Source organism: Blastopirellula retiformator, assembly GCF_007859755.1.
GTDB lineage: Bacteria > Planctomycetota > Planctomycetia > Pirellulales > Pirellulaceae > Blastopirellula > Blastopirellula retiformator.
In genome coordinates, this window is sequence record NZ_SJPF01000005.1 from 205862 (window position 1) to 232687 (window position 26826).

Annotated in this window: 23 protein-coding genes; 15 read left to right on the top strand and 8 right to left on the bottom strand. The window is 59.4% G+C overall.

The window, feature by feature from the left end; genetic code table 11:
• Window positions 1-20: 20 nt before the first annotated feature.
• From Enr8_RS20985 to Enr8_RS20995, 3 genes are all read left to right on the top strand, one after another.
• Window positions 21-1235, top strand: a complete 1215-nt coding sequence (locus Enr8_RS20985) for a DUF4013 domain-containing protein (RefSeq protein WP_186767777.1) — start codon at window positions 21-23, stop codon at window positions 1233-1235.
• A gap of 123 nt (window positions 1236-1358) precedes the next feature.
• Window positions 1359-2693: a S41 family peptidase gene (locus tag Enr8_RS20990; protein ID WP_146435452.1), complete on the top strand. Its 1335-nt coding sequence runs from the start codon at window positions 1359-1361 to the stop codon at window positions 2691-2693.
• 278 nt (window positions 2694-2971) lie between these two features.
• On the top strand, window positions 2972-3220 hold the full coding sequence (locus tag Enr8_RS20995; RefSeq protein WP_146435454.1) for a hypothetical protein: 249 nt from the start codon (window positions 2972-2974) through the stop codon (window positions 3218-3220).
• Window positions 3221-3394: 174 nt separating this feature from the next.
• On the opposite strand, the gene Enr8_RS21000 is transcribed toward Enr8_RS20995, so the two are convergent.
• Window positions 3395-3844, bottom strand: a complete 450-nt coding sequence (locus Enr8_RS21000) for a response regulator (RefSeq protein WP_146435456.1) — start codon at window positions 3842-3844, stop codon at window positions 3395-3397.
• A 184-nt stretch (window positions 3845-4028) separates the two neighbouring features.
• Complete coding sequence (locus tag Enr8_RS21005; RefSeq protein WP_146435458.1) at window positions 4029-4979, bottom strand: histone deacetylase family protein; 951 nt, start codon at window positions 4977-4979, stop codon at window positions 4029-4031.
• Between the two features lie 291 nt (window positions 4980-5270).
• Between Enr8_RS21005 and Enr8_RS21010 the strand changes: the two genes are divergently transcribed.
• Together Enr8_RS21010 and Enr8_RS21015 are read left to right on the top strand one after the other, a co-directional pair.
• The gene (locus Enr8_RS21010) at window positions 5271-6899 is read left to right on the top strand and encodes a hypothetical protein (protein WP_146435460.1); all 1629 of its coding nucleotides are present in this window, start codon (window positions 5271-5273) and stop codon (window positions 6897-6899) included.
• A gap of 79 nt (window positions 6900-6978) precedes the next feature.
• Window positions 6979-9381 (top strand): HEAT repeat domain-containing protein, encoded by a 2403-nt coding sequence (locus Enr8_RS21015; protein ID WP_146435462.1) that lies wholly within the window; start codon window positions 6979-6981, stop codon window positions 9379-9381.
• 33 nt (window positions 9382-9414) lie between these two features.
• On the opposite strand, the gene Enr8_RS21020 is transcribed toward Enr8_RS21015, so the two are convergent.
• Window positions 9415-10020, bottom strand: a complete 606-nt coding sequence (locus tag Enr8_RS21020) for a DUF6580 family putative transport protein (protein ID WP_146435465.1) — start codon at window positions 10018-10020, stop codon at window positions 9415-9417.
• Between the two features lie 44 nt (window positions 10021-10064).
• Window positions 10065-10454: a DUF4430 domain-containing protein gene (locus tag Enr8_RS21025; RefSeq protein ID WP_146435467.1), complete on the bottom strand. Its 390-nt coding sequence runs from the start codon at window positions 10452-10454 to the stop codon at window positions 10065-10067.
• A gap of 193 nt (window positions 10455-10647) precedes the next feature.
• Between Enr8_RS21025 and Enr8_RS21030 the strand changes: the two genes are divergently transcribed.
• The 7 genes from Enr8_RS21030 to Enr8_RS21060 all read left to right on the top strand — a co-directional run bounded on the left by Enr8_RS21030 (window position 10648) and on the right by Enr8_RS21060 (window position 20911).
• Window positions 10648-12795, top strand: coding sequence for a 3-hydroxyacyl-CoA dehydrogenase NAD-binding domain-containing protein (locus Enr8_RS21030; protein ID WP_146435469.1), 2148 nt, complete (start codon window positions 10648-10650; stop codon window positions 12793-12795).
• Between the two features lie 53 nt (window positions 12796-12848).
• A complete protein-coding gene (fadA, locus tag Enr8_RS21035) occupies window positions 12849-14009 on the top strand; it encodes an acetyl-CoA C-acyltransferase FadA (protein WP_146435471.1) in 1161 nt (386 codons plus the stop codon).
• 3 nt (window positions 14010-14012) lie between these two features.
• A complete protein-coding gene (locus tag Enr8_RS21040; RefSeq protein ID WP_146435473.1) occupies window positions 14013-15638 on the top strand; it encodes an AMP-dependent synthetase/ligase in 1626 nt (541 codons plus the stop codon).
• 151 nt (window positions 15639-15789) lie between these two features.
• Window positions 15790-17712, top strand: a complete 1923-nt coding sequence (locus Enr8_RS21045) for an acyl-CoA dehydrogenase family protein (protein ID WP_146435475.1) — start codon at window positions 15790-15792, stop codon at window positions 17710-17712.
• A gap of 22 nt (window positions 17713-17734) precedes the next feature.
• Complete coding sequence (ispD, locus tag Enr8_RS21050) at window positions 17735-18418, top strand: 2-C-methyl-D-erythritol 4-phosphate cytidylyltransferase (RefSeq protein WP_246120187.1); 684 nt, start codon at window positions 17735-17737, stop codon at window positions 18416-18418.
• Between the two features lie 282 nt (window positions 18419-18700).
• Window positions 18701-19987 (top strand): tyrosine--tRNA ligase, encoded by a 1287-nt coding sequence (tyrS, locus tag Enr8_RS21055; RefSeq protein ID WP_146435480.1) that lies wholly within the window; start codon window positions 18701-18703, stop codon window positions 19985-19987.
• Window positions 19988-20137: 150 nt separating this feature from the next.
• Entirely contained in the window at window positions 20138-20911 is a 774-nt protein-coding gene (locus Enr8_RS21060) for a hypothetical protein (protein WP_146435482.1), read from the top strand.
• Here the strand turns inward: Enr8_RS21060 and Enr8_RS21065 are convergent.
• The 3 genes from Enr8_RS21065 to Enr8_RS21075 form a co-directional block, all read right to left on the bottom strand.
• Window positions 20866-21192 carry a DNA polymerase ligase N-terminal domain-containing protein gene (locus tag Enr8_RS21065; RefSeq protein WP_146435484.1) on the bottom strand — a complete coding sequence of 109 codons (327 nt, stop codon included), beginning with the start codon at window positions 21190-21192 and terminating at the stop codon, window positions 20866-20868. The genes Enr8_RS21060 and Enr8_RS21065 overlap by 46 nt on opposite strands.
• A 65-nt stretch (window positions 21193-21257) precedes the next feature.
• Window positions 21258-22397: a cysteine desulfurase family protein gene (locus Enr8_RS21070; RefSeq protein WP_146435486.1), complete on the bottom strand. Its 1140-nt coding sequence runs from the start codon at window positions 22395-22397 to the stop codon at window positions 21258-21260.
• A gap of 6 nt (window positions 22398-22403) precedes the next feature.
• Window positions 22404-22694: a hypothetical protein gene (locus tag Enr8_RS21075; protein WP_146435488.1), complete on the bottom strand. Its 291-nt coding sequence runs from the start codon at window positions 22692-22694 to the stop codon at window positions 22404-22406.
• Window positions 22695-22953: 259 nt separating this feature from the next.
• Here Enr8_RS21075 and Enr8_RS21080 point away from each other — a divergent pair, with 259 nt between their 5' ends.
• The 3 genes from Enr8_RS21080 (at window position 22954) to Enr8_RS21090 (ending at window position 25916) form a co-directional block, all read left to right on the top strand.
• Entirely contained in the window at window positions 22954-23931 is a 978-nt protein-coding gene (locus Enr8_RS21080; protein WP_146435829.1) for a DUF1559 family PulG-like putative transporter, read from the top strand.
• 89 nt (window positions 23932-24020) lie between these two features.
• Window positions 24021-24521 (top strand): tRNA adenosine(34) deaminase TadA, encoded by a 501-nt coding sequence (tadA, locus tag Enr8_RS21085; protein WP_146435490.1) that lies wholly within the window; start codon window positions 24021-24023, stop codon window positions 24519-24521.
• 441 nt (window positions 24522-24962) lie between these two features.
• Window positions 24963-25916 carry a DUF1559 family PulG-like putative transporter gene (locus tag Enr8_RS21090; RefSeq protein ID WP_146435831.1) on the top strand — a complete coding sequence of 318 codons (954 nt, stop codon included), beginning with the start codon at window positions 24963-24965 and terminating at the stop codon, window positions 25914-25916.
• Between the two features lie 192 nt (window positions 25917-26108).
• Here Enr8_RS21090 and Enr8_RS21095 read toward each other — a convergent pair whose 3' ends face one another.
• Complete coding sequence (locus Enr8_RS21095; protein ID WP_246120188.1) at window positions 26109-26750, bottom strand: 3-keto-disaccharide hydrolase; 642 nt, start codon at window positions 26748-26750, stop codon at window positions 26109-26111.
• Window positions 26751-26826 lie beyond the last annotated feature (76 nt).

A 26826-nucleotide genomic window follows, 5' to 3' on the forward strand; every position in this document is an offset into this window, starting at 1 on the left:
TTGACCGAGCCCAGCAATCCATGGCGACAATCTCCGAATCTATCGAAGCCGTTAGTCACGACGACGATCTGGTAGAGAGCCTACCGGCGGTCGTCCGAGGTGCGGTGGCCGCAGCCCCCCCAATTCGCGGTTGGTTTCGCTTTGCCTTCGAGTCGGTCTACGGCGGCGTTGAGTGGCTGTTCGGGCTGGTCTCGATCGTTGTGCTGCTGGCGATCTTGGCGACGATCCCGATCGCCAACATGCTGAGCCTGGGGTATCTGCTGGAGGTGAGCGGGCGCATTGCCCGGACCGGCAAGTTCAGCGAAGGCTTCATTGGGATCCGCAAAGCGGCTCGGCTTGGCTCGATCGCGTTGGGAACGTGGTTGCTGTTTTGGCCGCTCCGCTTTCTGGCCGATCTCCGCGACAGCGCTAATTTGATCGAGCCTGGCGGGCCTGTTCCGCAGCGGATGACTGTCGTGCTGGTCGCGCTAACGCTGGCGATCAGCTTCCATATTGCGTGGGCTTGGTTTCGCGGCGGCAAGTTTCGGCACTTTCTGTGGCCGGCGCCGCTGCGACTTTACCGCCGCGTTCGCGCGGGCGGAATGTTCGGCGAAGCTCGGGACAACTGCTTGGCGTTTCTCAGTTCGCTGCGGCTGGGTTACTACTTTTCGCTCGGCGTGCGTGGTTTCTTCACGACGCTCCTCTGGCTGATCCTGCCGGTCAGCTGGATGATCGCCGCTCGGGGAATCCAAAACCCACCGGCTGCGTTTCTAGTCAGCTTGCCAGGGATGTTGGCGTTCTGCTTTGTGTTACTCTATTTGCCATTCATGCAGGCGCATTTTGCCGCCGAGAACCGCTGGCGGGCGATGTTCGAGTGGCGCGAGGTGCGTAAACAGTTCAAGAACGCGCCGCTTGCCTTTTGGTCGGCGCTGTTGATCACATTGCTATTCGCGTTGCCGCTGTATCTGCTAAAGATCGAACTGATCGACCGGGAGATCGCCTGGTTACCGAGCCTGTTTTTTGTGGCGTTGATGTTGCCGGCACGCTTGCTGAGCGGCTGGGCGCTGGGTAGAGCCCGGCGTCGGGGGACGCCGCGCAATTTCTTCTTCCGGTGGGTTGCCCGGCTGGGGGAGATTCCGGTTGTCGCGCTCTATGTCTTTTTCATGTACCTGGCGCTGTACGTCTCTTGGAGCGGCGCCTACAGTTTGCTAGAGCAGCACGCGTTTCTGGTACCGGCGCCCTTTGTCGGCGGCTAGTAGAGGTAGAATTCGCCCCCTTTTTGCTAGCGGCGGCGGTCGCTGCTACCCCAATTCGCCTGGGCGAGTTAGGATGAAACCTGACGTTCGTTCTCGTCGTTTTATTCGTCCCTGGGACCCGCTATGCCGCGACGCAATCTGACGATCATTTTTATCGCCGCGTTTCTTTCGTTGATATGTTACGGCGCCGCTAGCCGCAATCGCTTCATGCGGCTGTTTGGCGAATCGCTCGACATTATCTCGTACCAGTACGTGCGCCCCATCGACGACGAAACGTTGTTCAACTCGGCGATGGACGGCATGACGATGGAGTTGGATCAAAACTCCACCTACATACCGCCGACCGACTTTACCGACTTCCGCGAGGAGCTGGATCAGGAGTTCGGCGGCATCGGCATTCACGTTATGTATGACGAGGAAAAGAACCAGATGCTGGTGGTGACGCCGGTCAGCGGCACGCCTGCTTACCAAGCTGGCGTCCAGGCAGGCGACGTGATCCTGGCGATCGACGACGTGAAAGTCGACGACGTCGGTTTTGAGAAATCGGTGAAGCGGCTACGCGGCGTGGTTGGTACCGATGTGACTTTACAGGTTCGCCACATCGGCCAGACCGAGCCGGTCGACATCGTCGTCGAGCGAGCGCAGATTCAAGTCGCCTCGGTGTTGGGCGACACGCACGATGAAGAAGGGGATTGGAACTTCTTTCTGGAAGAGGATCCGCGAATTGGCTACATCCGGATCGACTCGTTCGGCGATTTGACCGCGGACGAGTTTTTGATCGCTTGGGAGAGCATCGATGGTAAGGTCGACGGCCTGATCGTCGATTTGCGGAACAACCCCGGCGGCTATCTGACCGCCGCCGAAGAAATCTGCGACATGTTCCTGGACAAGGGAGTGATCGTCTCGACCCGCGGGCGAAATGGACGGATTGAAGACATCGCTGAAGCTTCCTCGGCCGGTACGATTATTCCGAAGGATCTGCCGGTGGCGGTGTTGCTGAATCAATATAGCGCCAGCGCCAGCGAAATCGTCGCCGCCTGTCTACAAGACCATGATCGGGCGGTGATCATTGGCCAACGTTCGTGGGGCAAAGGGACGGTGCAAAGCATCTTCCCGCTCGATCGTCAGCAGCGAGCGCTAAAGATCACGACCGCCACCTATTGGCGCCCCAGCGAACAGAACATTCATCGCTTCCCCGATTTTACCGATGAAGACTCGTGGGGCGTCTCGCCGAACGAAGGGTACGCGGTTCCACTGGCCGACGAAGAACTGAAAAACATGCTCCGCTCACGCAGCTTCCGCGACGTCGATCGTTCGAACATCGCCGATCAGGCGGCTATTGACGCGCGGGAAAAATCGGACGAAGAAATCGAGTTGGAGGATTTCGTCGACCCGCAGTTGCAGAAGGCGGTGGAGTATATTCAATCACGTCTGAAAGACTCGGTCGCGCTGCGCTAGGAAGCGGCGTGACCTCGTTGTCGACGGCGCATCGCGGATAGAGGGTATATCTTTTCAGCGATTTACAAACGCGTTTGTAAATTCTCTCAAAGACTTTTCCGCCAGTTCGCGTCTTGCCGGCAAGGCGATCTTTTCCGTAGGACTCTTCTCACCCGAGAGAATTCGGCTCTTTTTTAAAGTCTTCGCGATTTTCGCTCAAGTTGGCGAAAACGGCGCCGCGGTTGCTTAGATGGAAAGGCATCGAGAGCACACGATGGCCTTCTAGCGGAGCACCCCCTATGGTAATGAATATCGACGCGTGGGACCTGGTTGGGAACCGAACGACCTCTCCCAATCGGGCGTTCATTTCGTCCAGCTACGTCTCGCATCTCCTGAAGACGCTCCATGAGATTGAGCGTTGTGGAGAGCTGGTCGCCGAAGAATCGGACGAAGCGGACATGCCGCTGGAAACGACGACGCCCAATTTTGCGCCGCCGGTTCGCTTCGATCGTTGGTTGACCAATCCCAAAGGGGACGAAGACATTTAAGCTTCGTCCGAGACTTAGGGACTAACAGTCCGTTGATTTTCTCAACGGGCTGCTGGATCGCAGGGATGCGATCCCAAAATAGCGACGGAAGTCGTTATTTTGCGAGCCGCGAAGAGCTATGCTCTGAGCCTGGCGAGGTTGGAAAATGCCACGAGGGCATTTTTCAACAGGCGGCTAAGCCATCGCCAGCGTGCCGATCTCACGCAGCTTGCTTTCGATCTGCTCGCTGGTGAACGGCTTGGTCACGTACGACTCGCAGCCGAGCATGAACGCTTGGACGCAACTGCGACTGTCGCGCGACGCCGTGATCATCACCACTTTCGTACCGTCGCTACCGGCCAGGCCCATCTCATCCTCGGCCGAGCGAAGCGCCCGCAGCAGATCTTTGCCGCCGCTGCCCGGCATGATCATATCGACGAACGCCACATCGTAGCGCTTGTGATCGTCGTTGGCGCCCAAGATCATTCGCAGACCCGTATCGGCGTCGGCCGCTTCGTCGCACTCGCCGAACGGAGTCAACATCTCAGCCAGGATCGCTCGCGTGATGCGATCATCGTCGATCACCAGAAATCGCATCGGGCGAACCGGGGTACCAGCAAAAGATTCGTTGTTGGCGGTGGTCATGAGAGTGGTTCCAGAATGAGCGTGCGCAAAAATCGGCCAAAACAATCGTCGCAAGAGGTCATACTCGGCGACAGGGCGATACGCATTCGATCGTTCGGATCATGCAATACTCTCGTCTGTTCTGGTGCGAATCGGCAGAACGCCAACCGAAGCTGACGCATCGAAACTATAGGACAAGAAGCCCCTAGGGGCCCGAAGTTTTGTCGTGCGAGAGTAGTTTCCGCAAATGAATCTCGACCGATTCGGCCAGTTTGTCCGGATTGTAGCCCCCCTCCAGCAAAGAGACCAGTTTTCCGCCGGAATAGGCGGCCGCTGCGTCGAGTACGATTTGCGACAATTCTCCGAAATCTTCCGATTCTAGGCCGAGATTGCCGACCGGATCAGCTGCATGCGCATCGAACCCAGCGCTCAGCAGAATTAGTTGCGGTTGTACCTTCGCCGTGAATTCTTCCAGCGCTTGGGCGAATTTCGTGATAAAGTCGCGCCGCTCGATACCAAATTTCAGCGGCAAATTGCGGGTATAGCCAAGTCCGACGCCTTGGCCGATCTCCATCGAGTCGCCGGTGCCGGGATAAAACGGGAACCGATGACTGGAGAGAAAACCGACCCGCTCACTCTCCCAGAAGGCGTCCTGGGTCCCGTTTCCGTGGTGCACGTCCCAGTCGATGATCAGTACGCGATCGACGTCCAGGTTCGTCAAAGCGTATTGGGCGGCAATCGCCGCGTTGTTAAACAGGCAGAAGCCCATCGGCATCGTCGGGGTCGCATGGTGTCCCGGCGGACGGACCAGGGCGAGGGCGTTTTTCGCTTCGCCGGCTAAAACGCGGCGAGTTGCTTCAATCGCGGCGCCGACCGCCCGCGTGGCGACATGGTACGAATCGTGAGAAACCGCCGTGTCGACCTCAATACGGCCCCCTCCCTTTAGGGAGAACCCTTCGACCGAAGTCCGCATCGCCGCGGTATGCACCAGCTGGATTTCGGCCGAAGTCGCATGACCCCACTCGGGACGCCGGCATTGGTCGATCAGGCCTGATTTTTCGAGTCGCTCGGTCACCGCGACCAGCCGCTGAGCCGATTCGGGGTGGTGTCCGGTTTCGTGCTCGAGGAACTCGTGATCACTGTAGAGTAGGGTCATGCGAATCGTAGGGGGTGAGCAAAAGGCGTACCGCTTGCATTTAAATTGACAGACTCCCCATTCCGCAAGTAGTCTGAATAGAAGCCGGACCTTTTCCGTACTAAACTGCGGCGGGCAAATCGGTTAGGTTAAGCCTAATCTGGCTAGACCTCCTCCTCTTACTTTTCTGGCATTCGCCGACGTATTCGGATCAGGGTGGAAATCATGAAATTGCACGGATTGGCTATCGCTTTTGCGTTCTCTCTCGTCCTATGTGGCAGCGTTGACGCACAGCAATACAAAGTCATCCCCATGAACGTTCCGGAACTAAACCCGGACGAACCCAAAATGCGGGCCGGGGTGACCACCGCGCGGATTGAGGTGCAAGAGTATACCCGCCGCAAGCCGTTGGATGACGCCGGTAAGCAATTGTTGACTCGTTACTTCATGGGGGCGTACTTTCCCAGTTGGACCGTGCCGGCCAATTGGACGACTGTTGATCAGAAACGCAGCGACTTCATGCGTAACTACAACGGTTCGCTCGATACCCAGATGAGCACGCGGAAGGAACTGAACCGCCTGACGTTGCAAGCGATGTCGGAAATGATCAAGCCCGACTACCATCCGGTGGTCCGTTACAACGCGATGATGTTGATCGGCGACCTGAACGCTCAGGAATATAGCCTGGGAGACAACCTTCCGGTTTGTCCCTACCACGCGTCGCTCGACGTGATGTTGAAGACGCTGGAAGACCCGAAGGCGGACGACGTGGTGAAGGTTGGCGCCATGCTGGGCGTGTTGCGACATGCCCGCTTCGCGCAGAGCGTGCCGAAGCCGGCAGGCGAAGCGGTTACGATCGCCGACATCCAGCGCATGACCAAAGCGGTCGAGCAAGTCATTACCAGCAAACCGACCGAAGGACGTTCGCCCGACGCCCACCAATGGGTGCAGCGCCGTGCGATGGACCTGGTGCAGGCGTTCTCTGGCGGCTACAGCAGCTTGCTTTCTCAGGGAGGCAACCAGAGCGCCAGCGGGGAGATTCGCCAGTCGCTCGAAGCGATCGCCAAATCGCTCGGTGAGACGGTCGAAGATGAAAATGCTGACAAGTCGTTGCGAATTGACGCTGCGTTGACGCTGGCTGCGATGCCGACCGACGATGGCGTGAAGAAGAGCTTCGACCCGAACGTGCAAATCGGCCTGGTCGCCAAGTTGGCCGCCAAAGCGGTTGACGACGACGTCACCTGGTTCAACGACAAAATCAAAGAGATGAAGATGGGCGGATCGTATGGCGGTCCTGGCGGCGACATGATGTACCGTCCAGCTCCAGCGATGGAATATGGCGGTTATGGTGCGGAAGAGATGATGAGCCCCGACGGCAGACCATCGAAGCCGAAGAAATTCGTCAACACCAACCCGCCACTGCATAGCCTACAGTTGACCTTCCGCCGACGCGTCAAATCGGACGTCGACGCACTGAAGGTCAGCCTGGTCGGAAGCGACGGCAAGCTGGAAGACCCGCGCAGCCTGACGAGCGGCTTGATCCGCTTCGTGCCGTCGGCCGAAGAGCAAGCGGCGATCATCGACCTCGCCAATGCGATGGACGAAGTGGTCAAAGCGGCCGACGCCGAGACGGATGACAATAGGATGGGTAACGCTGGCCCCGGCGGCTTCCAAACTTCGACCGGTGCGATGGACCCCTATCTCCCGTACGAAGAACTGGCCAAGAACGTTAAAGACAAACAGGCCAAGGTCGAACGGCTAGCCAACAAGTTGGCGGCTGGCGCTGGCGTCGCCGCGACCGATGCCGCCGCCGACGCAGGCGTGCCCAGCGCCGACATGCCGTTTGGCGCCGTTCCTGGTATGGGCCCGATGGGAGCTGCTCCCGCTGGCGGTCCGAAAGGCCCTGCCGCTCCGGCGACTCCGATGGGAGCGAAGCCGTAGCCGGCGATTGCTCTTGCCTACTGGCCGATAGATAGCTATCAACAGCCGCCGAGGTTTCCTCCTACGAGCGGCTGTTTTTATGCTAGCACTGCGCACATTCGCGATTCTCTTGCCGGTAGCCCTGGCGACGACCGGATGCTTCGCGCTGCGCCACACGGCCAAAACGCCGCCGATTGCTCAAGCGGAAGACGACTTCGACGCTCTGCTGGCCGCATCCAAGCAGACTGTTCCAAACAAGAGCGAAGCTGAACCGCCGCCACAGACCGAGATTTCTCGCAAACTAAAAATCGCCAATGCCGAGCGGCGACTAACGGCGACGATTCAATTGCCGTCCAAGTCAGGTCTCCGCGGCAAAGAGGTAGAAACCGACGGCTGGCGGCTAACCGCGACCGACCGGCGATTTCTGAATCCCTTTTTTCGCCAGCCGCATTGGCGACATCGCGAATTAGATTCGGTCCTGGGCGATCCGCAGCGGGACGAAATCTTGCTGGCCGCCGCCGAAGCGGAGATTCCGCAAATCCAGGCGACCGCCGCGATTGGACAGGCGCGGCTGGGCGTTGTCGACGCCGACATCCTGGTCGAGACGGTCGAAAACCGCGAGCTCGCCACGTCGACCCGCTGCGCCGCACTCGAGATGTTGGCCTTGTCTGGTCAGGCTGCCGCAATTGACCAGCTCTACCAGTCGCGCGACGAGTGGATGGCGCCTTTGGAGACGACGCCCGCCGAGCTGATCAACGCCGAGAAGCTGGAGACCGAACTGATGCACGCCCTGGCAATGCGGAAAAATGTTCGGGATGACGACCGTCTGCTCGAAGCGTTGGCGTCCAATTACGACGATGTCCGCGCCGCCGCGCTCGATGCGATGTATCTCGATTGGCACGGCACGTTGCCGCCGGAGGCCCAACTGCTGTTGGAAGACAAGTCCGAGATGGTCGCTTCCGCCGCTCGGCGAACCGCGGCGCCTTTCGATGTGCTTTCCCGCTGCTACGCATCGGCTTCGATGAGCCGCCGACGCGACGCCGTCTATGGAATGGCCCGATTGGGAGATCAGGCCTCACTCGACGCGTTGGGTGGGATCGACGACAACGCGCCGGTGGTCTGTCTGATTGCAGCGATCGACGTCTGGGTGATCCAGGGCGAGTTCGATCGGATCGCCGATTTCGCATTGCACGACGAGCATCGCGTCCGCTGCGCCGTTGCCGAACAATTGGCGCTCGATCGGGATCGGCAGATGCAGGCGATCGCTGCGAAACTGCTGAACGACTCAAGTCCCCAGGTACGTGATAGCGCCCTCGATTCGCTCCAACAATGGCCGCCGCAAGCCGCGACCGAGGTGATGCTCGCGGCGCTACAGACCAGTGAATCTAGCTACGCCAGTAAGGCGATCGCCAAACGACTCGCCACTCTGCTTGGCGAGCCGCTACCGGCAGTCGATGAGACGCCGCAGCAGACTCTCGCCCGGCTTCAGAAAGCGACGCGGTCCAAGTTCGGCGAATCGACCGAAAGTGTCGAGTCCCCCCTGAAGCGAGATATCTCACATCAGGCTGCGCTCGAAATGCTCATGCTCGTCCACCAATACGAACAAGCTGCTGCGCCCGCGGAAGCTTCCGCCATTCGTCGGCAGCTGTTGAATGATCGCGAAACGTTGCTGGAGACGCTCGACTACCTTGCCCCTGAATTGCAGCACGTGCCGCTTCCCCGCCTGCGGTCGACCATTCTGCCAGAGCTGAACGCCGACTTTGCCGACTGGAAACAGGCTCAGGAGCAGAACGATATGCTGCGGGTATCGGCGCTCCGATCGCTGGCTGCAGCAAGTCGCAAGCACAAGCTGAATCAGTACCTGCTGGAACAAATTGCCCTCGCATGTCGCTTGGATGCCGCCGAGGAGGAAATGCACGCCATCCTCGAACTCGTCCAGCAGGACAGTCGCCCAGCGGCGACCCGGATCGTCGGCTTGGCGCTGCACCATCGGGCGGCGACGATTCGCCGTCAGGCTGTCGCCTGGTGCGAGCGGTTTACCAATTACGGCTATGGGGAAATTCTTTCGACCATGGTCAGCGACCAGGATCGTGGCGTTCGTCTGGCATCGGCGATGACGCTGCGGTATTACCCCGGCCCCTCGACCGAGCTGGCGCTGAAGCAGACGCTGGCCGACGACGACGCTGAACTGGCGGTTACCGCGGCTGGATCGCTCGCCTATTTGCATAGTGCGGATGGCGTCGACGCGTTGCACCGCTTCTCGCTCGATCGTGTCGAAAGGACTCGTCGACTCGCCGTTCAGGCGATGGGAACCAGCGGTGAAGAGGCGTTTATCCCGACGTTGATTCGGCTACTAGGCGACTCGAAAAGCGTCCAGCATGCGTCGCTGGAGGCTTTGCCGCTAGTCGTCGGCGAAGATGTCGCCGCCCGAGAAAAAGGGTTCCGCGACGTCAACTCACAAGTCGCCGCCTGGCAGTCGTGGTACGCCGTAACAGTCCGTTGAGAAAATCAACGGACTGCTAACCCAAGAGATGGCTTATTCCGCGGGGATCGCCGCTGCGGTTTCTTTCTGCGGCGCCGCCAGCAACATGCAGCCAAGGGCGTACGTGCCGAAGATCGCTCCACAGAAGACGAGATCACCGGTCAGCGTGTAGCGGAAGAAGGGAAGGGCGGCGACGTAACATTCGACCAGCCCAGCCAGGTTAGGTTCGTACATCGGCAACCCCAAGCCGGCCGCGGTTGCGGTCCAGACGGCGAAGTTGCTCACCAGGAAGAACAGCACTGCGCCGGCAATCGAAGCGCCCCCGACCATTAGGCCAGTCGAAAGTTTGGCCAACCAACTGTTCAACTGCGGCTGAAAGCGGCGGACGGCGATTCCCAGGAAGACCGGCAGCGACAGCCCGGCATACACGGCCAACATCACGGGCCAGGAATAGGCGCCAATGACCAGATCGCTGAAAGTGGTAATCCCGATCGGAACCAGCAGCGCCCAGCGAACGTTAGAGAGCTTGTACCCGGCGAACAGGGCGAGAGCCGCGGTCGGAGCGACGTTCGGATAACCGACCAGCATCCAGCGGAGCGATACCCCAAGGGAGACCAGCAGCAGGACCAACAGCAGTTGTTCAACGGTTTCTTTTTTCATCTTCTGCTCGCATCGACACATGAGTAAGGCCCCATCTTACACGTTTATTCGTATCGCTGAAATCGCCAGAGGATGACGTCGTTGGGCGCGACTTCGACCAGTTCACAGCTTTGTTTCGCCAACTTGTCGTTGATGCGGAGAATCCAATTTCGCCCATTTCCCTCGTTTTTTTGCCTGTCGAGCGAAAAAACGAACCGCGTCGCGCCCGATCCACGACTTTGCAGCGCGAAACCGCGGGGATGCTTGCTGGCCGCGGTGGTGACCGAAAAGGCGTTGGCCTCCTCCTTCCAGGGAATCTGCGTGTACCGTTTTTCGCTGCCGTCGCCGAAATCGAGGACGACCTGGACCGTTTTTTCAGGTTCTGCTGCGAGCGACGCGCCGGAAACCGCGGCTAGCGTCAAGACAAGTCCGAAAAACAGGCAGCGCGAAACCATGCGGCAACATCCTTCTAATTAGGGCGAGTGAGCGACGGGCGATCATTTTAGCCCGAAACGCCGCCGCTCGCGAGACAGTTGGGGCGGGTACACGGCTTGCCTGAAACGCTATAATTCCTTCGATGAATTTACCTTACGTCGCTGCAGTATCGCACCGACGATTTGGATTACTCGCGCAGAAGGACGCCGCTCGATGTTACCGACCGCAACGATTGAGCTTTCGTTTCCCCAGGCCGGTATCGCCCAGCTGATCTTTAACGACCCAACCAAGGGCGCCAATATTCTCAGCCGCTCGGTGCTGGACGAATTGGAGAAGCACCTCGACGAGATCGACGGTTGCGACGACATTTACGGCTTGGTGATCGTCTCGGGCAAGCCAGAGATCTTTATCGCTGGCGCCGATATTCGCGAGTTCGTCGCGTCAGTCGACGCCCCCAAGCAGGAGATCGCCGCGATGAGCCAGCGCGGGCAACAGTTGTTTGCCCGACTGTCTAGCAGCCGCTATCTGAGCGTCGCCGCGATTGACGGCGTCTGCGTCGGTGGTGGCGCCGAATTGGCGGTCTGGTGCGATCGCCGGATTCTCTCGACCGGCCCGAAAACGGAACTCGGCTTCCCCGAAGTCAAACTCGGCATCTTCCCCGGTTGGGGAGGAACGGTTCGTTTACCCCGAATTGTGGGGCTAAGCAACGCAGTCGAAATGATCACCAGCGGCGATTCGGTCGCCGCCGCCGCGGCCGCCAAAATGGGCCTGGCTGATGATGTGACGTCGCCGGATGACCTGGTCGCCGCCGCGATTCGGATGATTGACCAAGAAAAAGAGACGAAGAGCTACCTGCCGGAGCGCGAAGTCCGCAGCGGCGCGATTTCGCTCAGCGAGACGGAGCTTGGCTTCCTGGGAGCGACCGCCTCGGCCTATATCCAAGGCCAAACCAAGGGGCAGTATCCAGCGCCGTTGGCGGCGCTGGAAGTATTGCTCGGCGGCGCGATGATGGATGCGGCTGCTGCGCTGGAAATGGAGGCGACCGGCCTGGCGGGACTGTTCGGCACGCCGGTCAACGCCGCGCTGATGAACGTCTTCTTCCTGACCGATCGCAACAAGAAGGATGTGGGAGTCGAGGACTCGCACGTCGAAAAGACGAAGATCAACTCGGTCAGCGTGATCGGCGCCGGCATCATGGGCGCGGGAATCGCCGCGGCCAACATTCGCCGCGGCGTCTTTACGACGATGGCCGACGCCAACGAAGAGGCGCTCCGCCGTGGCGTCGCCGGCGTGCTCGACGAAGCGTCGTACGATCGCGATGTCGGTAAGAAGACGGTCGCCAAAGCGGTGGAAGGCGCCGCGCTGCTGAACGGTTCGACCAGCGACGCCGAAATCACCTCCGCCAAGCTCGTCATCGAGGCGATCGTCGAGAATCTGGAAGTGAAGCGGAAGATCTACGCCCGGCTAGAACCGCAGCTGGCCGACGATGCGATTCTCGCGTCGAACACGTCGACCCTGCCGATCACCAAGCTGGCGGAAGGGCTGGCCAAACCAGAACGCTTCGTCGGCATTCACTTCTTCAACCCGGTTCGCAAAATGAAACTGGTCGAAGTGATCCGGGGCGAGCAGACCAGCGACGAGACGGTCGCTTCGGCGGTCGCCTACGCCAAGCGGCTCGGTAAGTTCCCGATTGTGGTGAACGACGGTCCTGGCTTCCTGGTGAATCGCCTGCTGTTCCCGTACATGAACGAGTCGCTCGCTCTGCTGCAAGAAGGGGTCTCGATGGAGCGCATCGATAAGTGCGCCAAAAAGTTCGGTATGCCAATCGGACCGATCGCGCTGTACGACATGGTCGGCATCGACACCGCCTTTTACGCCGGCCGCACGATGTATGACGCTTTTCCAGATCGAACGCTCGCCTCGCCGATTTTGCCGGCGCTGGTCAAAGCGGGCCGCCTGGGGAATAAGACGGGACAAGGCTTCTACAACTACGAGAATCGCCGCGGAAAAGCGGAGCCCGATCCGGCGGTGGCCAAGTACATCGATCCCTACATTCGCGGCACGCCTCGCGACGAGACCGACGCTCAACTGACCGACCGCCTGTTCTTGCCGATGTTGCTCGAGGCGACGCGTGCGATCGAAGCGAAGATCGTTCGCGACGTTCGCGACATCGACCTTGGCTTGATCTTCGGACTGGGCTTCCCGCCGTTTAAAGGTGGCCTGATGTTCTGGGCCGACACAATTGGCGCGGCGAAGTTGGTCGAGCGACTCAAGCCTTGGGCCGACCTCGGCAGTCGCTACCAGCCGACCGAACTGTTGTTGGAGTTGGCCAAGAGCGGCAAGAAATTTTACGAACTGTAATCACGATCGATTTCCGCCGTGATCGGCGGTACCCATAGCAAAGGAAGACGGCGATGACGCAAGCCGTAGTGATTGATGGAGTTCGCACGGCGATCGGCCGAGCGCATCCCGAAAAGGGCGTGTATCGCGACGTCCGCAGCGATGACCTGGCGGTCGCTTGCGTGCGGGCGCTGTTGTCGCGGACCGGCGTTGATCCGCAGGAAATCGAGGACGTCATCTTTGGCTGCACGCAGCAGACGCTCGAGCAAGGCTTGAACGTCGGCCGCCTGATTGGCCTGATGGGCGGCGTCGCTCACACTGCCGGCGGCGCGACGATGAACCGCTTGTGCGGCAGTAGTCTGCAGGCTCTTAACCAGGCTGCCCATAGCATCTTGGCCGGGGGCGAAGACGTCCATATCGTCGGCGGGCTCGAGCACATGCAGCACATCCCGATGGATCATGGGCTCGACCTCAATTCGAAGCTGTTTCAGCAAACGTCCAAAGCGGCGCTGATGATGGGGATCACGGCCGAGTTCCTCGCCCAGACGCAAGAGATTTCCCGTGGCGATCAAGACGAGTTCGCCCTGGCCAGCCATAAGAAAGCGACTGCCGCTTTCGCCGCCGGCGAGTTCGAGAAAGAGATCGTTCCGATCTACGGCCGCAACGAGGCCGGAGAGCGAACGCTGATCACGATGGATCAGTGCGTCCGCACCGACGCGTCCATTGAGGCCCTTGCGATGCTGCAGCCAGCCTTCATGCCGGGCGCCGGAACGGTGACCGCCGGCAATAGTTCGCCGCTCAACGACGGCGCTGCGGCGCTGCTGATGATGTCCGACAGCAAGGCGAAAGAGCTGGGTTTGAAGCCGTTAGTCCGCGTGGTGGCGACTGCCGTCGCTGGCGTTGATCCCAGCGTGATGGGAACTGGCCCGATTCCGGCGACGAAAAAGGTGCTGAAGCGGGCCGGGCTGAAGCTAGAAGATATCGACTTGATCGAACTGAACGAGGCGTTTGCCGCTCAGTCACTCTCCTGTATCCGTGGATTGAAGCTCGATGTCGAAAACGTGAACGTCCGTGGCGGGGCGATCGCCATCGGGCATCCGCTTGGCTGCAGCGGGGCGCGAATCGCGACGACGTTGATTCATACGATGGTCGATCGGAGCGCCAAGTATGGACTCGCGACGATGTGCATCGGCGCTGGGCAAGGGATCGCGACCATCTTTGAACGGATCGACTAAACGATGGCGGCCCCGATTCAAGGCGATTCGATGTTCGAGCTGTTTGTTCGCCGCGTGGCGATCAGCGGCGAGGCGCCAGCGCTCTGGACATACGAAGAGGGCCAATTTCGAAGTTGTACCTGGAACGATTTGGCGGCCGATGTCGCTGCCGTCGCCGCTAGCTTACGGCGGCTTGGCGTTTCGCCGGGGGAGCGAGTCGCAGTCGAATTGCCGAACTGCCACGAGTGGATCGTCGCCGATCTGGCGATTGCCGCGATTGGCGCCGTTAGCGTGCCGCTGCACGTGACCTACAAGAGCGAAGAGCGAATTCGCTTGCTTGAGCACTCGGGCGCGAAGCGTTCGATTCGCGCTCTCGGCGGCGAGCTGTTCGAGCCGGCCTATAACAACGACGACGTCAGCCTGGTCGATTTGATTGGCTGCAGCGAAATCGAATCGTGGGAGTTTCTCACCGTCGACGCAGCGCCGCTCGCCCCGTTTTCTTCGCCAAAACCAGAGGACCTGGCGACGATCGTCTATACCAGCGGAACCACGGGGCATCCGAAAGGCGTAATGCTATCGCACCGCAATCTGGCGTTTGACGCGCTAGCGCTGGTCGAAGCGTTTGACGACTCTTCCGAAGATCGTCGGCTGACGTTTCTGCCGTTCAGCCATTTGTATGCCCGGACCTGCGATCTCTACACGTGGATCATTCTCGGTAACGAACTCGTCTTGGCCCGCTCACGCGAAACGATCCTGGACGATTGTAAGCTGATGCGGCCGACGTTGATCAACGGAGTTCCGTACTTCTATCAGAAGGTGGCTGACGCGGTTCGAGCGGAAGGGAAGATCGACCAGCCGGGAACGCTGCAAAAAATGTTGGGCGGGCGAATTAAAATGTTCGCCTGCGGCGGCGCACCGCTGGCGGACTACGCAGCTGATATTTTTGCCAAGCAAGAGTCGCCGGTACGCAACGGTTATGGCCTGTCAGAGTCGGCGCCGGTCATCTCGGCTTCATCGCGCCGGATCTATCGCCCCCGCAGCGTCGGTCGGGCTTTGCCAGGCGTCGAAGTCCGTATCGCCGACGATGGCGAGGTTTTGACGCGTGGCCCGCACGTGATGCAAGGGTATTACAAGGACGCAGCGGCTACCGCCGAAGTGATCGACGGGGACGGTTGGTTGCACACCGGCGACTTGGGGCATCTGGACGACGATCAGTTTCTATTCATTACGGGGCGGAAGAAAGAATTGATCGTCACGGCGACCGGCAAGAAGGTCGCGCCGGCGCAGATCGAATCGGCGCTCGCCTCGGATCCGCTGATCGCTCAGGCAATCGTCGTCGGTGAGGGTAAGAACTTTCTGGCGGCGCTGGTCGTGCCCAATCCCGAGGCGCTGCGAGAGTTCATCCGCCAGAAACGGCTATGGGTGTTCTCGAAGCGGGGCGCATTGCGGCATCGCAAAGTGCTGGCCGTCTATCGCGAGCGGATTGATCGCCTGTTGGCCGACCATCCCAAGCACGAGCAGATCGTGCGGTTCACGCTGTTGGGACGGGGATTTACGCCGGACTCGGGCGAGATGACGCCCAAGCTGTCTTTGCGCCGCGAGCTAATCCAGCAAAACTGCGCGGCCGAAATCGCGGCCCTCTATCGATAGCCGCCGCAGCAGTGTCGTAACGAATAGGAGATTCCTGCCGTTTGTAACCCTATGGAAAATATGGGGTTATGCCGCAAATGCCCTGGACGGGCCCCGTGCCGATTGGCGTTTGTGCGGTAAAATGGAGTACACCCTTGGAAGGAGACCGCCGATGTCTATTCAGTTGCCTGAAGGTTCGCAAACCGAGAACGCCCCCGAAGAATCATTCGCCGAAACTGCGCTCAAGCTCGGGGGCAAAAGTGCGGAAGAGGCTCGTCGTACCGGCGCCATCGACAGCGCCGATGACCAGGTTGAAAAGCTATTCCAACCGCAGTACCAAACGGTCAACAGCCCCGCACACCGCGTCGTCTGGGATCGCGGCTTTGACATCAATCTCTTTCTTCCCAAGGCGGAAGAAACTCCGGCCGAGCTGAAAAAGGTGATGGACGACTCGATCGCCGTCGTCAACAAGTTCAAGGCCGAGAAGAAGCTCCACAACGAAGAGGGAAAGATCACTCGCGAGGTGATGGACGCCCTCGGCGAAGCAGGCTATTGGGGCCTGTTGGTTGACAAACAATACGGGGGCAGCGGGGCGCCGTTTCGCAGCTTCGCCCCCTTTCTAACGCGGATGGCAATGGCCGATCCAACAATCGCCGGACTCGCTTCGGTGCATGGTTGCATTGGCGCCGTCGATCCGGTCGGGACGTTCGGTGACGAAGAGCAAAAGCAACGCTGGCTGCCGAAGCTCGCCAGCGGCCAGCGGCTATCCGCCTTCGCGCTAACCGAGCCGTGCGCCGGATCGGACCTGACGGCGCTTCGTACAACTGCGGTGCTCGACGGCGACGCATACGTGGTCAACGGCGAAAAGCTGTTCATCACCAACGTGACGCCGGGACGCACCATCGGGCTGGTCTGCTTGATCGACGACAAGCCGGCGGTGCTGGTCGTCGACCTACCCGACGCCGAGAACGACAACTTCCAACTGCGGAAGTATGGCCTGTGGGCGCTCAAGCACACCTACAACCGCGGGATCATCTTCAAAGATTTCCGGGTGCCGAAAGAAAACCTGCTAGAGCCGATCAAAGGGAACGGCCTGACGATCGCCTACCACGGTTTGAATCTGGGACGCATTTCGCTCTGTGCGAACGCCGCCGGCACGATGCGGTTGATGTTGGCCAGCATGTTGCCGTGGGCCAAGTTTCGCGAGACCTACGGCGAGCCGATCGCCAAACGAGAATTGGTGCAGCGCCGCGTTGGCCGGATGGCTGGTTTGATTGTTGCGGCTGACGCGCTGGTCGCGTGGTGTTCGACGTTGATCGACGCCGGCTACCGGGGCGAAATGGAATGCATCATCGCCAAGATCTTCGGTAGTGAGGCCCAAAAAGAAGCGGCGATAGAGCTGTACATGAAGACCCACGGCGGTCGCTCGTTCCTGCATGGCCACATGTTTGGAGACAACGTCCACGAGTATCTCGCTCCCTGCATTTACGAAGGGGAAGGGGAGATGCTGGGGATGGCGTTCTTCAAGTCGCTGGTAAAACAGCATGGCACCACCTACTTCGAGGCGGTCGGCAAGGCGCTCGCCAAGGCGGGCATCAAAAAGCCGAATCCGCTCAATCCGGCCCATGCTTGGGCGTTGAAGGGAGCGATCGCGCCCTATGCCGGGTGGCTGATGAAAGAGTACATGACTCCGAAACCGCGGCCCCATTTCCCGGAAATGCCAAGCGAACTGAAAAAGCACGTCGAGTTTGCCGCTGACAAGCTGCAATCGCTGCCGCTGACGATCTCCGGCGTGATGCGCAAGCATCAGCTGAAGCTGGCCGATCGCCAATGCCGCATGTCGCTCCTCTCGGGCCAGGTGCAAAAATTGATTACCATACTATGCACCAGTTTGTACGCGTCGCAGCAAGAGAACGAGTTGGTCCGCGAAGCGGCCGACATTATCTGCCGCGAAATGACCAACGAGGTCCTCAGCAAACCGGTCAGCGATCGCCATTTCCGCCGCGTGACGCGGCTTGGCGCCGCGATCGCCGAACAAGGCTTCCCAGGCGTCGATGGGGCGCCGGACGAAATCTTGATGAAGTACGACAAGTAGAGAGTAGCAAGGGACTGTGCCGGTGAGTAACTTTGGCGTCATCTTGCCGGCGGCGGGTCGCAGTACGCGATTCGGCGATCCGCGGCACAAGAAAGTTTACGCTCCCCTGGCCGGCAAAGCGGTCTGGCTACATAGCGCCGAACGGTTCGCCGCTCGCGCCGATGTCGACCAGGTCATCGTCGTCATCTCGCCCGAAGATGAAGCGTCGTTTCGGGCCGACTATGCTGCCGATATCGAGCGTTTGCACTTGTCGGTTGCCCTCGGCGGCGCTGAGCGGAGCGACTCGATCTCTAACGCCATCGCGCTGCTGGACGAAGATATCAGCATGGTCGCAGTACATGATGCGGCCCGGCCTTGTCTCAGCGATCAGTTGATCAACGACGTTTTCGCCGCTGCCAACGAGCATGGCGCCGCGATGTTGGCGACGCCGGTCGCCGGCACGCTGAAGCGAGTCTTTGATGATCGGACGATCCAGGAAACCGTCTCCCGGGCTCACATCTGGGAAGCCCAGACTCCGCAGGTTTTCCGCCGCGATTGGTTTACCACAGCGTACCAGTCGCGATCTGCCAATGCGGTAACCGACGACGCTCAATTGCTGGAGCAGATTGGCAAGCGGGTCGTCGTCGTCCCCGGCTCGCAGCTGAACCGGAAGATCACGACGCGGGAAGACCTGCTAATCGCCGCTGCGACCCTCTCTTTCTTGTAGCGATGGGTGAAGTAAGCGCTGTAGGGTTGGTTTCGCTCGATCGGCCCAATTCGCTTACGCAACCCACCTTGAACTTGCGCACGCATTGTTGGGTTTCGCTTCGGTGCACCCAACCTACGCCGGAGGTGGCTGCTGGCTTGTCCAGCCGTGGCGCCCGTTGGGCGATAGAATGGCGGCAATCCGCTCGCCTTTCCTCGAAGGCCTGGCGAACCTAAAATGGCCCCTTGGTTCCTCACTCTTGTGGGCCGTGCTCGCGACGACTTAACTAGCCGAAAGCTGACGATGAACGATATTTTCGCCGACCTGAAGTGGCGTGGACTGATTTTTCAAACCACTGCTGACGATCACCTTCCCAAGTGGTTGAACGAAAAGCCGCGATCCGTCTATGCCGGCTTTGACCCGACCGCCGACAGTCTACATGTCGGCAGTTTGTTGCCGCTGATGCTCCTCCGCCGCTTTCAAAAGGCAGGCCACCGCCCGATCGCGCTGGTGGGGGGTGCGACCGGTATGATCGGCGATCCGAGCGGCAAAAGCGCCGAGCGAAACCTGCTGTCGGTCGAACAGTTGGAGAAAAACGTCGCCGGCATAAAGGCCCAAGTCTCGAAGCTGGTCGACTTCGACGATTCGCCCGCCGGGGCCAAGCTGGTCAACAACTTCGACTGGATGAACACGTTCACCTACCTCGAATTCTTACGCGACGTCGGCAAGCATTTTCCGGTTAACGTGATGATGGCGAAGGACTCGGTCCGCAGTCGCCTGGAACGGGAAGACGCCGGGATTAGCTACACCGAGTTCAGCTACATGCTGCTGCAGGCGTACGACTTCGTTCATCTGAGCAAAGAATATGACTGCGAACTGCAGATCGGCGGCAGCGATCAGTGGGGGAACATCACGGCCGGTACCGAACTGGGACGCCGCATGTTCCAGAAGCAACTATACGGCATGACCTGCCCGCTGCTGACGAAGGCGGACGGCACGAAGATGGGGAAGACCGAGTCAGGCGCCATCTGGTTGTCGGCCGATCGGACCAGCCCGTACGCGTTTTACCAATACTGGGTGAATGTCGCCGACGACGACGTCAGCAAGTGCCTGCGTTTTTTGACCGAGCTGGAGCACGAAGAGATCGAGTCGCTCGACAAGTCGCGGGCCGACGAGCCGCACCAGCGCGCCAGCCAGAAACGCTTGGCCGAGCATCTGACGCAGCTGATCCATGGTGACGAAGGCTTGGCGACCGCCCAGCGGGCGACCGATATTTTTTTCGGCGGGACGATTGAAGACATGAATGACGCCCAGCTGGGCCAGATCTTCGCCGACGTCCCCAGCAGCGAACTATCGCGCGAGCGACTTGCCGGCGAAGGTCTCGGGGTTCTCGACGCGTTTGTCGAAGCGGGCCTCGCCAAGAGCAAAGGGGAAGCGCGTCGCGTCGTCACCCAGGGAGGCGCCTACGTCAACAACATTCGCGCCGAGAGCGTTGATCAGTCCCTGACCGAAAAAGACCTGGCCAGCGAAACCGTCCTGGTGCTGCGGAGCGGGAAGAAGAAGTACGCCCTGTTGCGGTTCCAGGGGTAGCACGTGCGCCAGCCGTACATGGCGCCAGCTAGATCGCGCTGACGCTGCTAGCGGAACCTCAGGTCTCAATTGACCTGGTACGGCCTCGCTCGTACTATTCGGTGGCCTTCTCCCAATGGGGCGTTCGTACGTAGCTGGGTGTCGATTCTGATGAAATTGTCGTGGAAGATTGCGACCGGTTTGGTCCTGGTGCTGCTGGTTGCGATCGGCGGGATCGGCGTCTATCTTTACCAGGCGTCGCGGCATGTGCCCCAGTTCTATACCGAGGCGCTCGAGATCGAGCCAACCGCCGCCCAAGAGACCGGTGAGATCCTCGAAGAGCAGGTCTTCGCGTTCACCAATGGCGTCCGCAAGCCGTCGCGGTGGCAGTTGCGTTTGACCAACGAGCAGATCAACAGTTGGCTGGCGGCTGACTTGGAAGAGAAATTTCCGAAGCTGCTGCCGAAAGGCATGCACGATCCGCGGATTGCGATCGGCGAGCGACAAGTCAAGCTTGGCTGTCGATTTGAAGGACAGCAATTTCACTCGGTGCTCTCGCTCGAAATTGACGCTTACCTGGTCGAAGACGAAGAGAACGTCGTGGCGATTCAGATTCACAACGTCTCGGCCGGTTCGTTGCCTTTTCCGCTGGGCGGTCTCTTAGATGAGATTTCTCGCCGCGCCGAAGAGGCGCAGATCCCGCTCCGCTGGCAGCAGGTCGATGGCGATCCGGTCGCCTTGGTGACGGTGCCCAACTCGGGAGACGAGATCGACGGGACGATCCATATCGATACGCTTGAACTGCGTAAGGGTGAGATCCTACTGGCTGGCGAAACGATCAAAGACTACAAGGCGCCGGTCGAGCCGAGCGAGCCAGTCGCGCCAGAAGCGGCGTCCGATCAAGAGATCAAAACGGCCAGTCGCCCCGCCAACACGCTACCGTAAAGATTGACGATGATCGCCTCTTCGTCATCGCGGACCAGCTCATACTCACCCCGATCGATGCGCGTGACCGATCCGCGGTTGCCAGAGACTTCTCCCTCGTAGTCGAGATAGTCCAGCCGGTGCGGGAAGATCGCTTTGCCGTGGACTGGCCTCAGTAGGTCAGGCTTCTCGGCCAATCGCCAGGTGCGCAGCTGTTCTCCTTCTTCGAGCATCAGGTCGTAGTGGCTGACGTCGTCGTGATCGGCGGGAAATTCGTGGTAGAGCAGGACGAAGCGTTTCATGCTCGTATTGTACCGGAAATGGCGCCGGACGATGTGACGCGGCGGCCGGGCGGATCGCGATCGTCTTAGCTGATCAGGCTTTCCCAAGCAGTGACCAACAGTTCGGCCGCTTCTTCGATTTCCTCTTCCGAGGTGTACCAGCCGATGCTCAGTCGAACCGTGCTGGCCGCGGCGTCGTCTCCCAGGTTCAACGCTTTCAAGGTGGGAGAACTGCCTGCTTGCCCGGTAAATTCCGACGAAGCGGTGTAGGCGCTGATCGCGTCAGCCTGACGTAGCAGACGAGCGCCGATCACGCCGGGGAATTGCACCGAGAGGGTGTTGGGCAAACGCTCCGCCTTGCCGCCGTGGATGCCCAGGCGATCCCTGATGCCGGCCGTCAACCGATCCTGCAGCATGTCGCGCAGTCGGGCTTGCGCTTCGGACGACTCGTCCAGGCAGCGGCGGACTAGATCGGCCGCGGCGCCCATGCCGATCCAGGCCGGCACGTTTTCGTGTCCACTCCGCAGACCGCGTTCTTGTCCTTCGCCATAGATCAGCGGGGCCAGCGGCGTTCCATTGCGGACGTAGAGCGCTCCGGCGCCTTTGGGGCCGTAGAACTTGTGGGCCGACAAGCTGAGCAAATCGACTCCCAGTTCCTGCACCTGGACCCGAATCTTGCCGCATGCCTGAACCGCATCGGCGTGCAGCAGCACGCCATGATTGCGACAGATTTCGGAGATTTGACGCATTGGTTGAATCGCGCCGATTTCGTGATTGGCCAGCGTCACGCAAACCAACCGCGTTTGCGGGCGAATCGCCGCTTCGACTTCTTCGGGGTCGACCACGCCGTTCCGGTCGCATTTGACGTAGGTCAGCTCGACTCCCAACTGCTTCAGAAAGCGAGCCGTTTCGGTGACCGCCGGATGATCGACGGCCGAGACGACCAGGTGCCCGCCGATATCGCCCGGATTGCGGAAAAACGTACCCTGGATCGCCAGGTTGATCGCTTCGGTGCCGGAAGCGGTAAAGACGATTTCCTCGTTCGTGCCGCCGATCAACTTGGCGACCTGGCCGCGCGCGTCTTCGAGCGTCTCTTCGACGATCCGGGACGGCGGGTAGTCGTAGTCGGGCGTGGCGTAAAACTCGGCCAGAAACGGCAGCATCGCCTCCTGCACGCTGGGCGCGATCGGAGTGGTCGTATTGTGGTCGAGGAAAATTCTTCGCATGAGTCGCTACGTTTTGGGGAGAGAACCGGTAAAACCGAACTCATTGAACATCTTGGTCGGCACGACGGCGGTGATCTTGATGCAGGAAATCGACCCGTACGGGATCAGAACCTGCCGTCCCCCCATCGCATCGGGGGTGGGACGTTGCAGAATCATGACCTCGTCGTCGAACATGAATCCGGAAAAAGGGATCTGTTCGTTCAGTTCGGTCACGACGATTCCTTGTTGCGGCATCTTCGCGGGCCAAGCCTTTAACAGGCGTAACCAGACGTTTTCGGTGTCAATTGCTACCGTCATAACGATTATCCTTGCGAAAGAAGCGGCGCTAAAAGTTGATTGCCCCCACTACTGATGGGGCCCAGCCCCAAGGTCAAAGCGGGACCGGCTTTGGCGCGGACTACGCAAACATAGGTCGCGTTTATACTTAGGGATTCATGAAATCTGCGCATCGGGGCAACCAAAGACTCGACATCTACCGCTATTTTTGCGATAGTAAAAGCGGCTTAGCTTATCGCGGTTGCTCCTCAAAATCTCTCTCCACCGAAGAGGTTACGTCATGTCTTCTCCGCTTCGTCGCGGTTTTACGCTCGTTGAATTGCTGGTCGTGATCACGATCATCGGCATTTTGGCGGGCTTGTTGCTTCCGGCGGTTTCGATCGCGCGCGAAGCAGCCCGCAACGCCTCGTGCAAAAACAACTTGAAACAAATCGGCGTGGCCGTCATGAACTTCAATTCGGACAAGCATCGGATGCCGTCGGCGATGTCGTTCGTGCCTACGAGCGGCTCGCCTACCTACGCCACCCCAATTGTCAATTGGCCGGTTCCGCTTCTTTCCCAGTTGGGACGCAATGACCTCTCCGATCTCTATAGCGAAGGTTACCGAACCAGTACCCCAGCAGCGGCTGTTGCGGCTCTTAACGGACAGGTGCTCCCAATCCTGAACTGCCCGAGCGATCCGGTTGACGTTATTGATGTCGACTCGAACCCGATCGGTTATTTTGCGAACGGTGGGATTAAGAATGACTACTCGGTCACTTCGTCGACGAATGCGATTGAGATCGAGGCGAACGGTGCGTGGAGCGACAACGCCCTTACCCCGGGGAGTCTGACGGCGCTGATTGATCGCATGAAGGATGGTTCCACCAATACCATACTGCTGGCGGAACGCATCCAAACGGGGCAAGACATTGAATGGAACGAAGTGAATGCGCCTGGCGGCGCGCCGAATGATTACGAAGCGGCGGTTTTCTGGTATGACAGTTTCGCCACGACGAACACGCCGATTAACAGCGTATTGGGTGATCCGGTCACGGCTTCCAACTCGCTTCCCTCCAGCAACCACTTCGATGGAGTTAACGTCTGTTTCGTCGATGGATCGGTGAAGTTCGTGGATGACAACATCAACGGTACCGTGCTTGGTCGCCTGATGTCGTCCAATGGCGCCAAGGCCAACTATACGCCGGGTACGCCGTCCGCCGCGCCGAATCCCAGTTGGCAAGCGACGCCGATTAAGGGCACTGACCTGAGCCTGTAACAGCTCTCCCAGTATCTGCACTACAATGCAAAGCGTCCTCTTTCACCAAGGAGGACGCTTTTTTCGTTTTCTGAAGGTTGTCGCCGCGCATGATTGATACTGTTGAACCCCGGCCATTTGAGTTCCCCTCGTTCCATCAGATCTTCATGCATCAAGCGCTGGAACTAGCCGAGCAGGCCGCGCGAGAGAAGGAAGTGCCGGTCGGGGCGATCATTGTGCATGAAAACAAGGTGATCGCCGCCGCCTACAACCAACGAGAAACGCTCCACGATCCGACCGCCCATGCCGAGATGATCGCCATCACCCAGGCGGCCGAATCGCTGCAAAACTGGCGGCTGGAGAACTGCACGCTTTACGTGACGCTCGAGCCCTGCCCAATGTGCGCCGGAGCGATTGTCCAGGCCCGGATTCCAACCGTCGTCTTTGGGGCGGTTGACCCGAAAGCGGGCGCCGTCACTTCGCTCTACAGCTTGCTTAGCGACACTCGGCTTAACCATCGCTGTGAAGTTGTTCCCGGCGTGCTGAGCCAACAGTGCGGCGCCGTATTGACCGAATTTTTTCGAGCCCGTCGTGCGGAAGGCAAAAAGTAAGTTTCGAGGGGTAGCCGCGATAGCTCCGCTATCGGGGCGGCGCAGCCGCAGGAGGCATCAGGCCGAGCGTAGAAGCAAGCCGGTGGCGCCTTGATCGTGCGAGATTGGATCGCCGCGCATGTTCTTCCCCCCCGCGATTGATGCTTCCTGCCGACTTCGTCGGCCCCGATAGGAAACCTATCGCGGCTAACCCGATGCTGGCGTTGTGCCCGCGGGTTTTACCTATTTTGAAGGCAATGCCAGGAATGACCGCTTTCTGCGGCAGATTTTCCTTGCCATGGGGGGATTCAGGGAGCAAGAATTCCCGCTAACGCCAACCGATCTCTGGACTTAGGCTCGTTCTTTTGACAAAATGAAATTCTGGCAAGGCTTTTCCCGCGCTAGCTTCCCTTCTCCTTTTCCCTCATCCTGGCTTCTCACGCTTATCACGGAGCGAAGCGAATGTCTCTGGCTCGTCGCGGTTTTACGCTCGTTGAATTATTGGTCGTTATCGCCATCATTGGCGTCTTGGCAGGATTGCTATTGCCGGCGGTCAACTACGCGCGAGAAACCGCGCGACAAGCGACTTGTATGAATAATCAACGCCAGCTCGCTCTGGGCGTGGCGATGCATGTCGACAACAAGAAGCGATATCCCGGCTATGTCGAAGCGCAGCTGGGCGCGGTCGACATCACCTGGATTCAGTCCATTTTTCCGTACATCGAACAACCGGCCCTCGCATCAAATTGGAAAAGCGTCTCGGCGACTCCGGCCGCCGGCAGTCCTTTGCTGCCGCAGCTTGACCTGCTGATCTGCCCGAGCAATCGCGAGGACTGGCTCGGCCCATTCAACTCATATTGCGGCAACGGCGGTTTGGCGAGCGAAGGGCTCTCGGTCAATCCTTCCAACAGCTACGTTCCCGAAAACACCGAGAACGGCATCTTCATTTATCGTGGCAGCTACCTGGGCAATAAGCCGCAAGTTTCGGATGCGACGATCAAAGATGGTTTGAGCACCACAATGTTGCTATCCGAAAATCTGCAGGCCTCCAACTGGAATGAGACGACGACCGCGCTGCAAGCTGGCGGCGTTGATCCCGCCACCTACGGACGCAAGACCGGCGTCGTGATGAGCTGGTTTACCAGCGGCGGCTCGGTCGCTACGCCAGGTCCGACTTCGTGGATGCCGATCAACGGCTTGAAGTATGACGAAGCTCGCGGCACGGCGCCTCGACCTTCGTCGGAACACTCAGGCGTCGTGATCGCCGCGATGGCGGATGGATCGGTGACGCGTATCTCGGAAAAGATTGGTTATGCGGTCTACGCCCAGTTGCTGGTTACCGACGGCACCAAGGTTCGTGATGGGGGCAGCGGCCCGCTGACCTATGTCTTGAACGATGCGGACTACAAGAACTAGTCGGCAATCCTAACTGCCTGTTGAAAAATGCCATCGTGGCATTTTCCAACCTCGCCAGGCTCAGAGCGTAGCTCTTCGCGGCTCGCAAAATAACGACTTACGTCGCTATTTTGAGATCGCATCCATGCGATCACGCAGTGCGTCGAGAAAATCAACGGACTGCTAAGGTGACGATGCTGAAGACGGCGAAAACTATTCCGCCTTCTTCGGCAACTCGCGAATCTCAATCTTGCGAATCGCGGCGGTTGATTGCCAGGCCGAAAAGCCAAGCGGCTGCGAGTCGGTCACTTCGCCGCGAGTCGTGATCTTGCGGCCTTTGATGTTCTGATCGATCGTCAGCTTGTCGTCGATCCAGGCGTGAATCTTCTCCGGCGTCACCTTCAACCGAAAGCGGTACCAGCGATCGTCGTCAAAGGCGATGTACTTGGTCGTTTCGTTGTTCGCCGCGTCTTCGCCATCGATGCTCGACAAGCCGACGACGGCGCCGCCCCAACCGGCGTTGATCCAACTGCAAAACGAATCGCCAACCGGGAAGGTAATGCCCGCGAAGAAGTCGATCCCTACCAATCGCTTTGCTTCGAACCGGATCTCGTAGTTGGTCTTCGGCGGTTTCTTCTGATAGGTGACGCCAGTCAACGCGACCCCTTGCGCCATCACGATCGCGCCATCCTCGATGGTGACCTCTCCTTCGCCGCCAAAGTTGACCGGCTTCCAGTCTCCCAGGTTCTTCCCGTCAAACAGCGATTTCCAAGCCGGTTCTTCGGCGGCGAGCGAACTGCCGAAAGTCAGCGGAATCAGGAGGCTGAAAACCAGCAGCGAAAGCAAGCGAGCCATCATCGAAGCGCCTTGAGCCAGGTAGCGAAGTGGGAATAGGACCGGCTATCAGAATAACCGGCGGCCCGGCGAATGC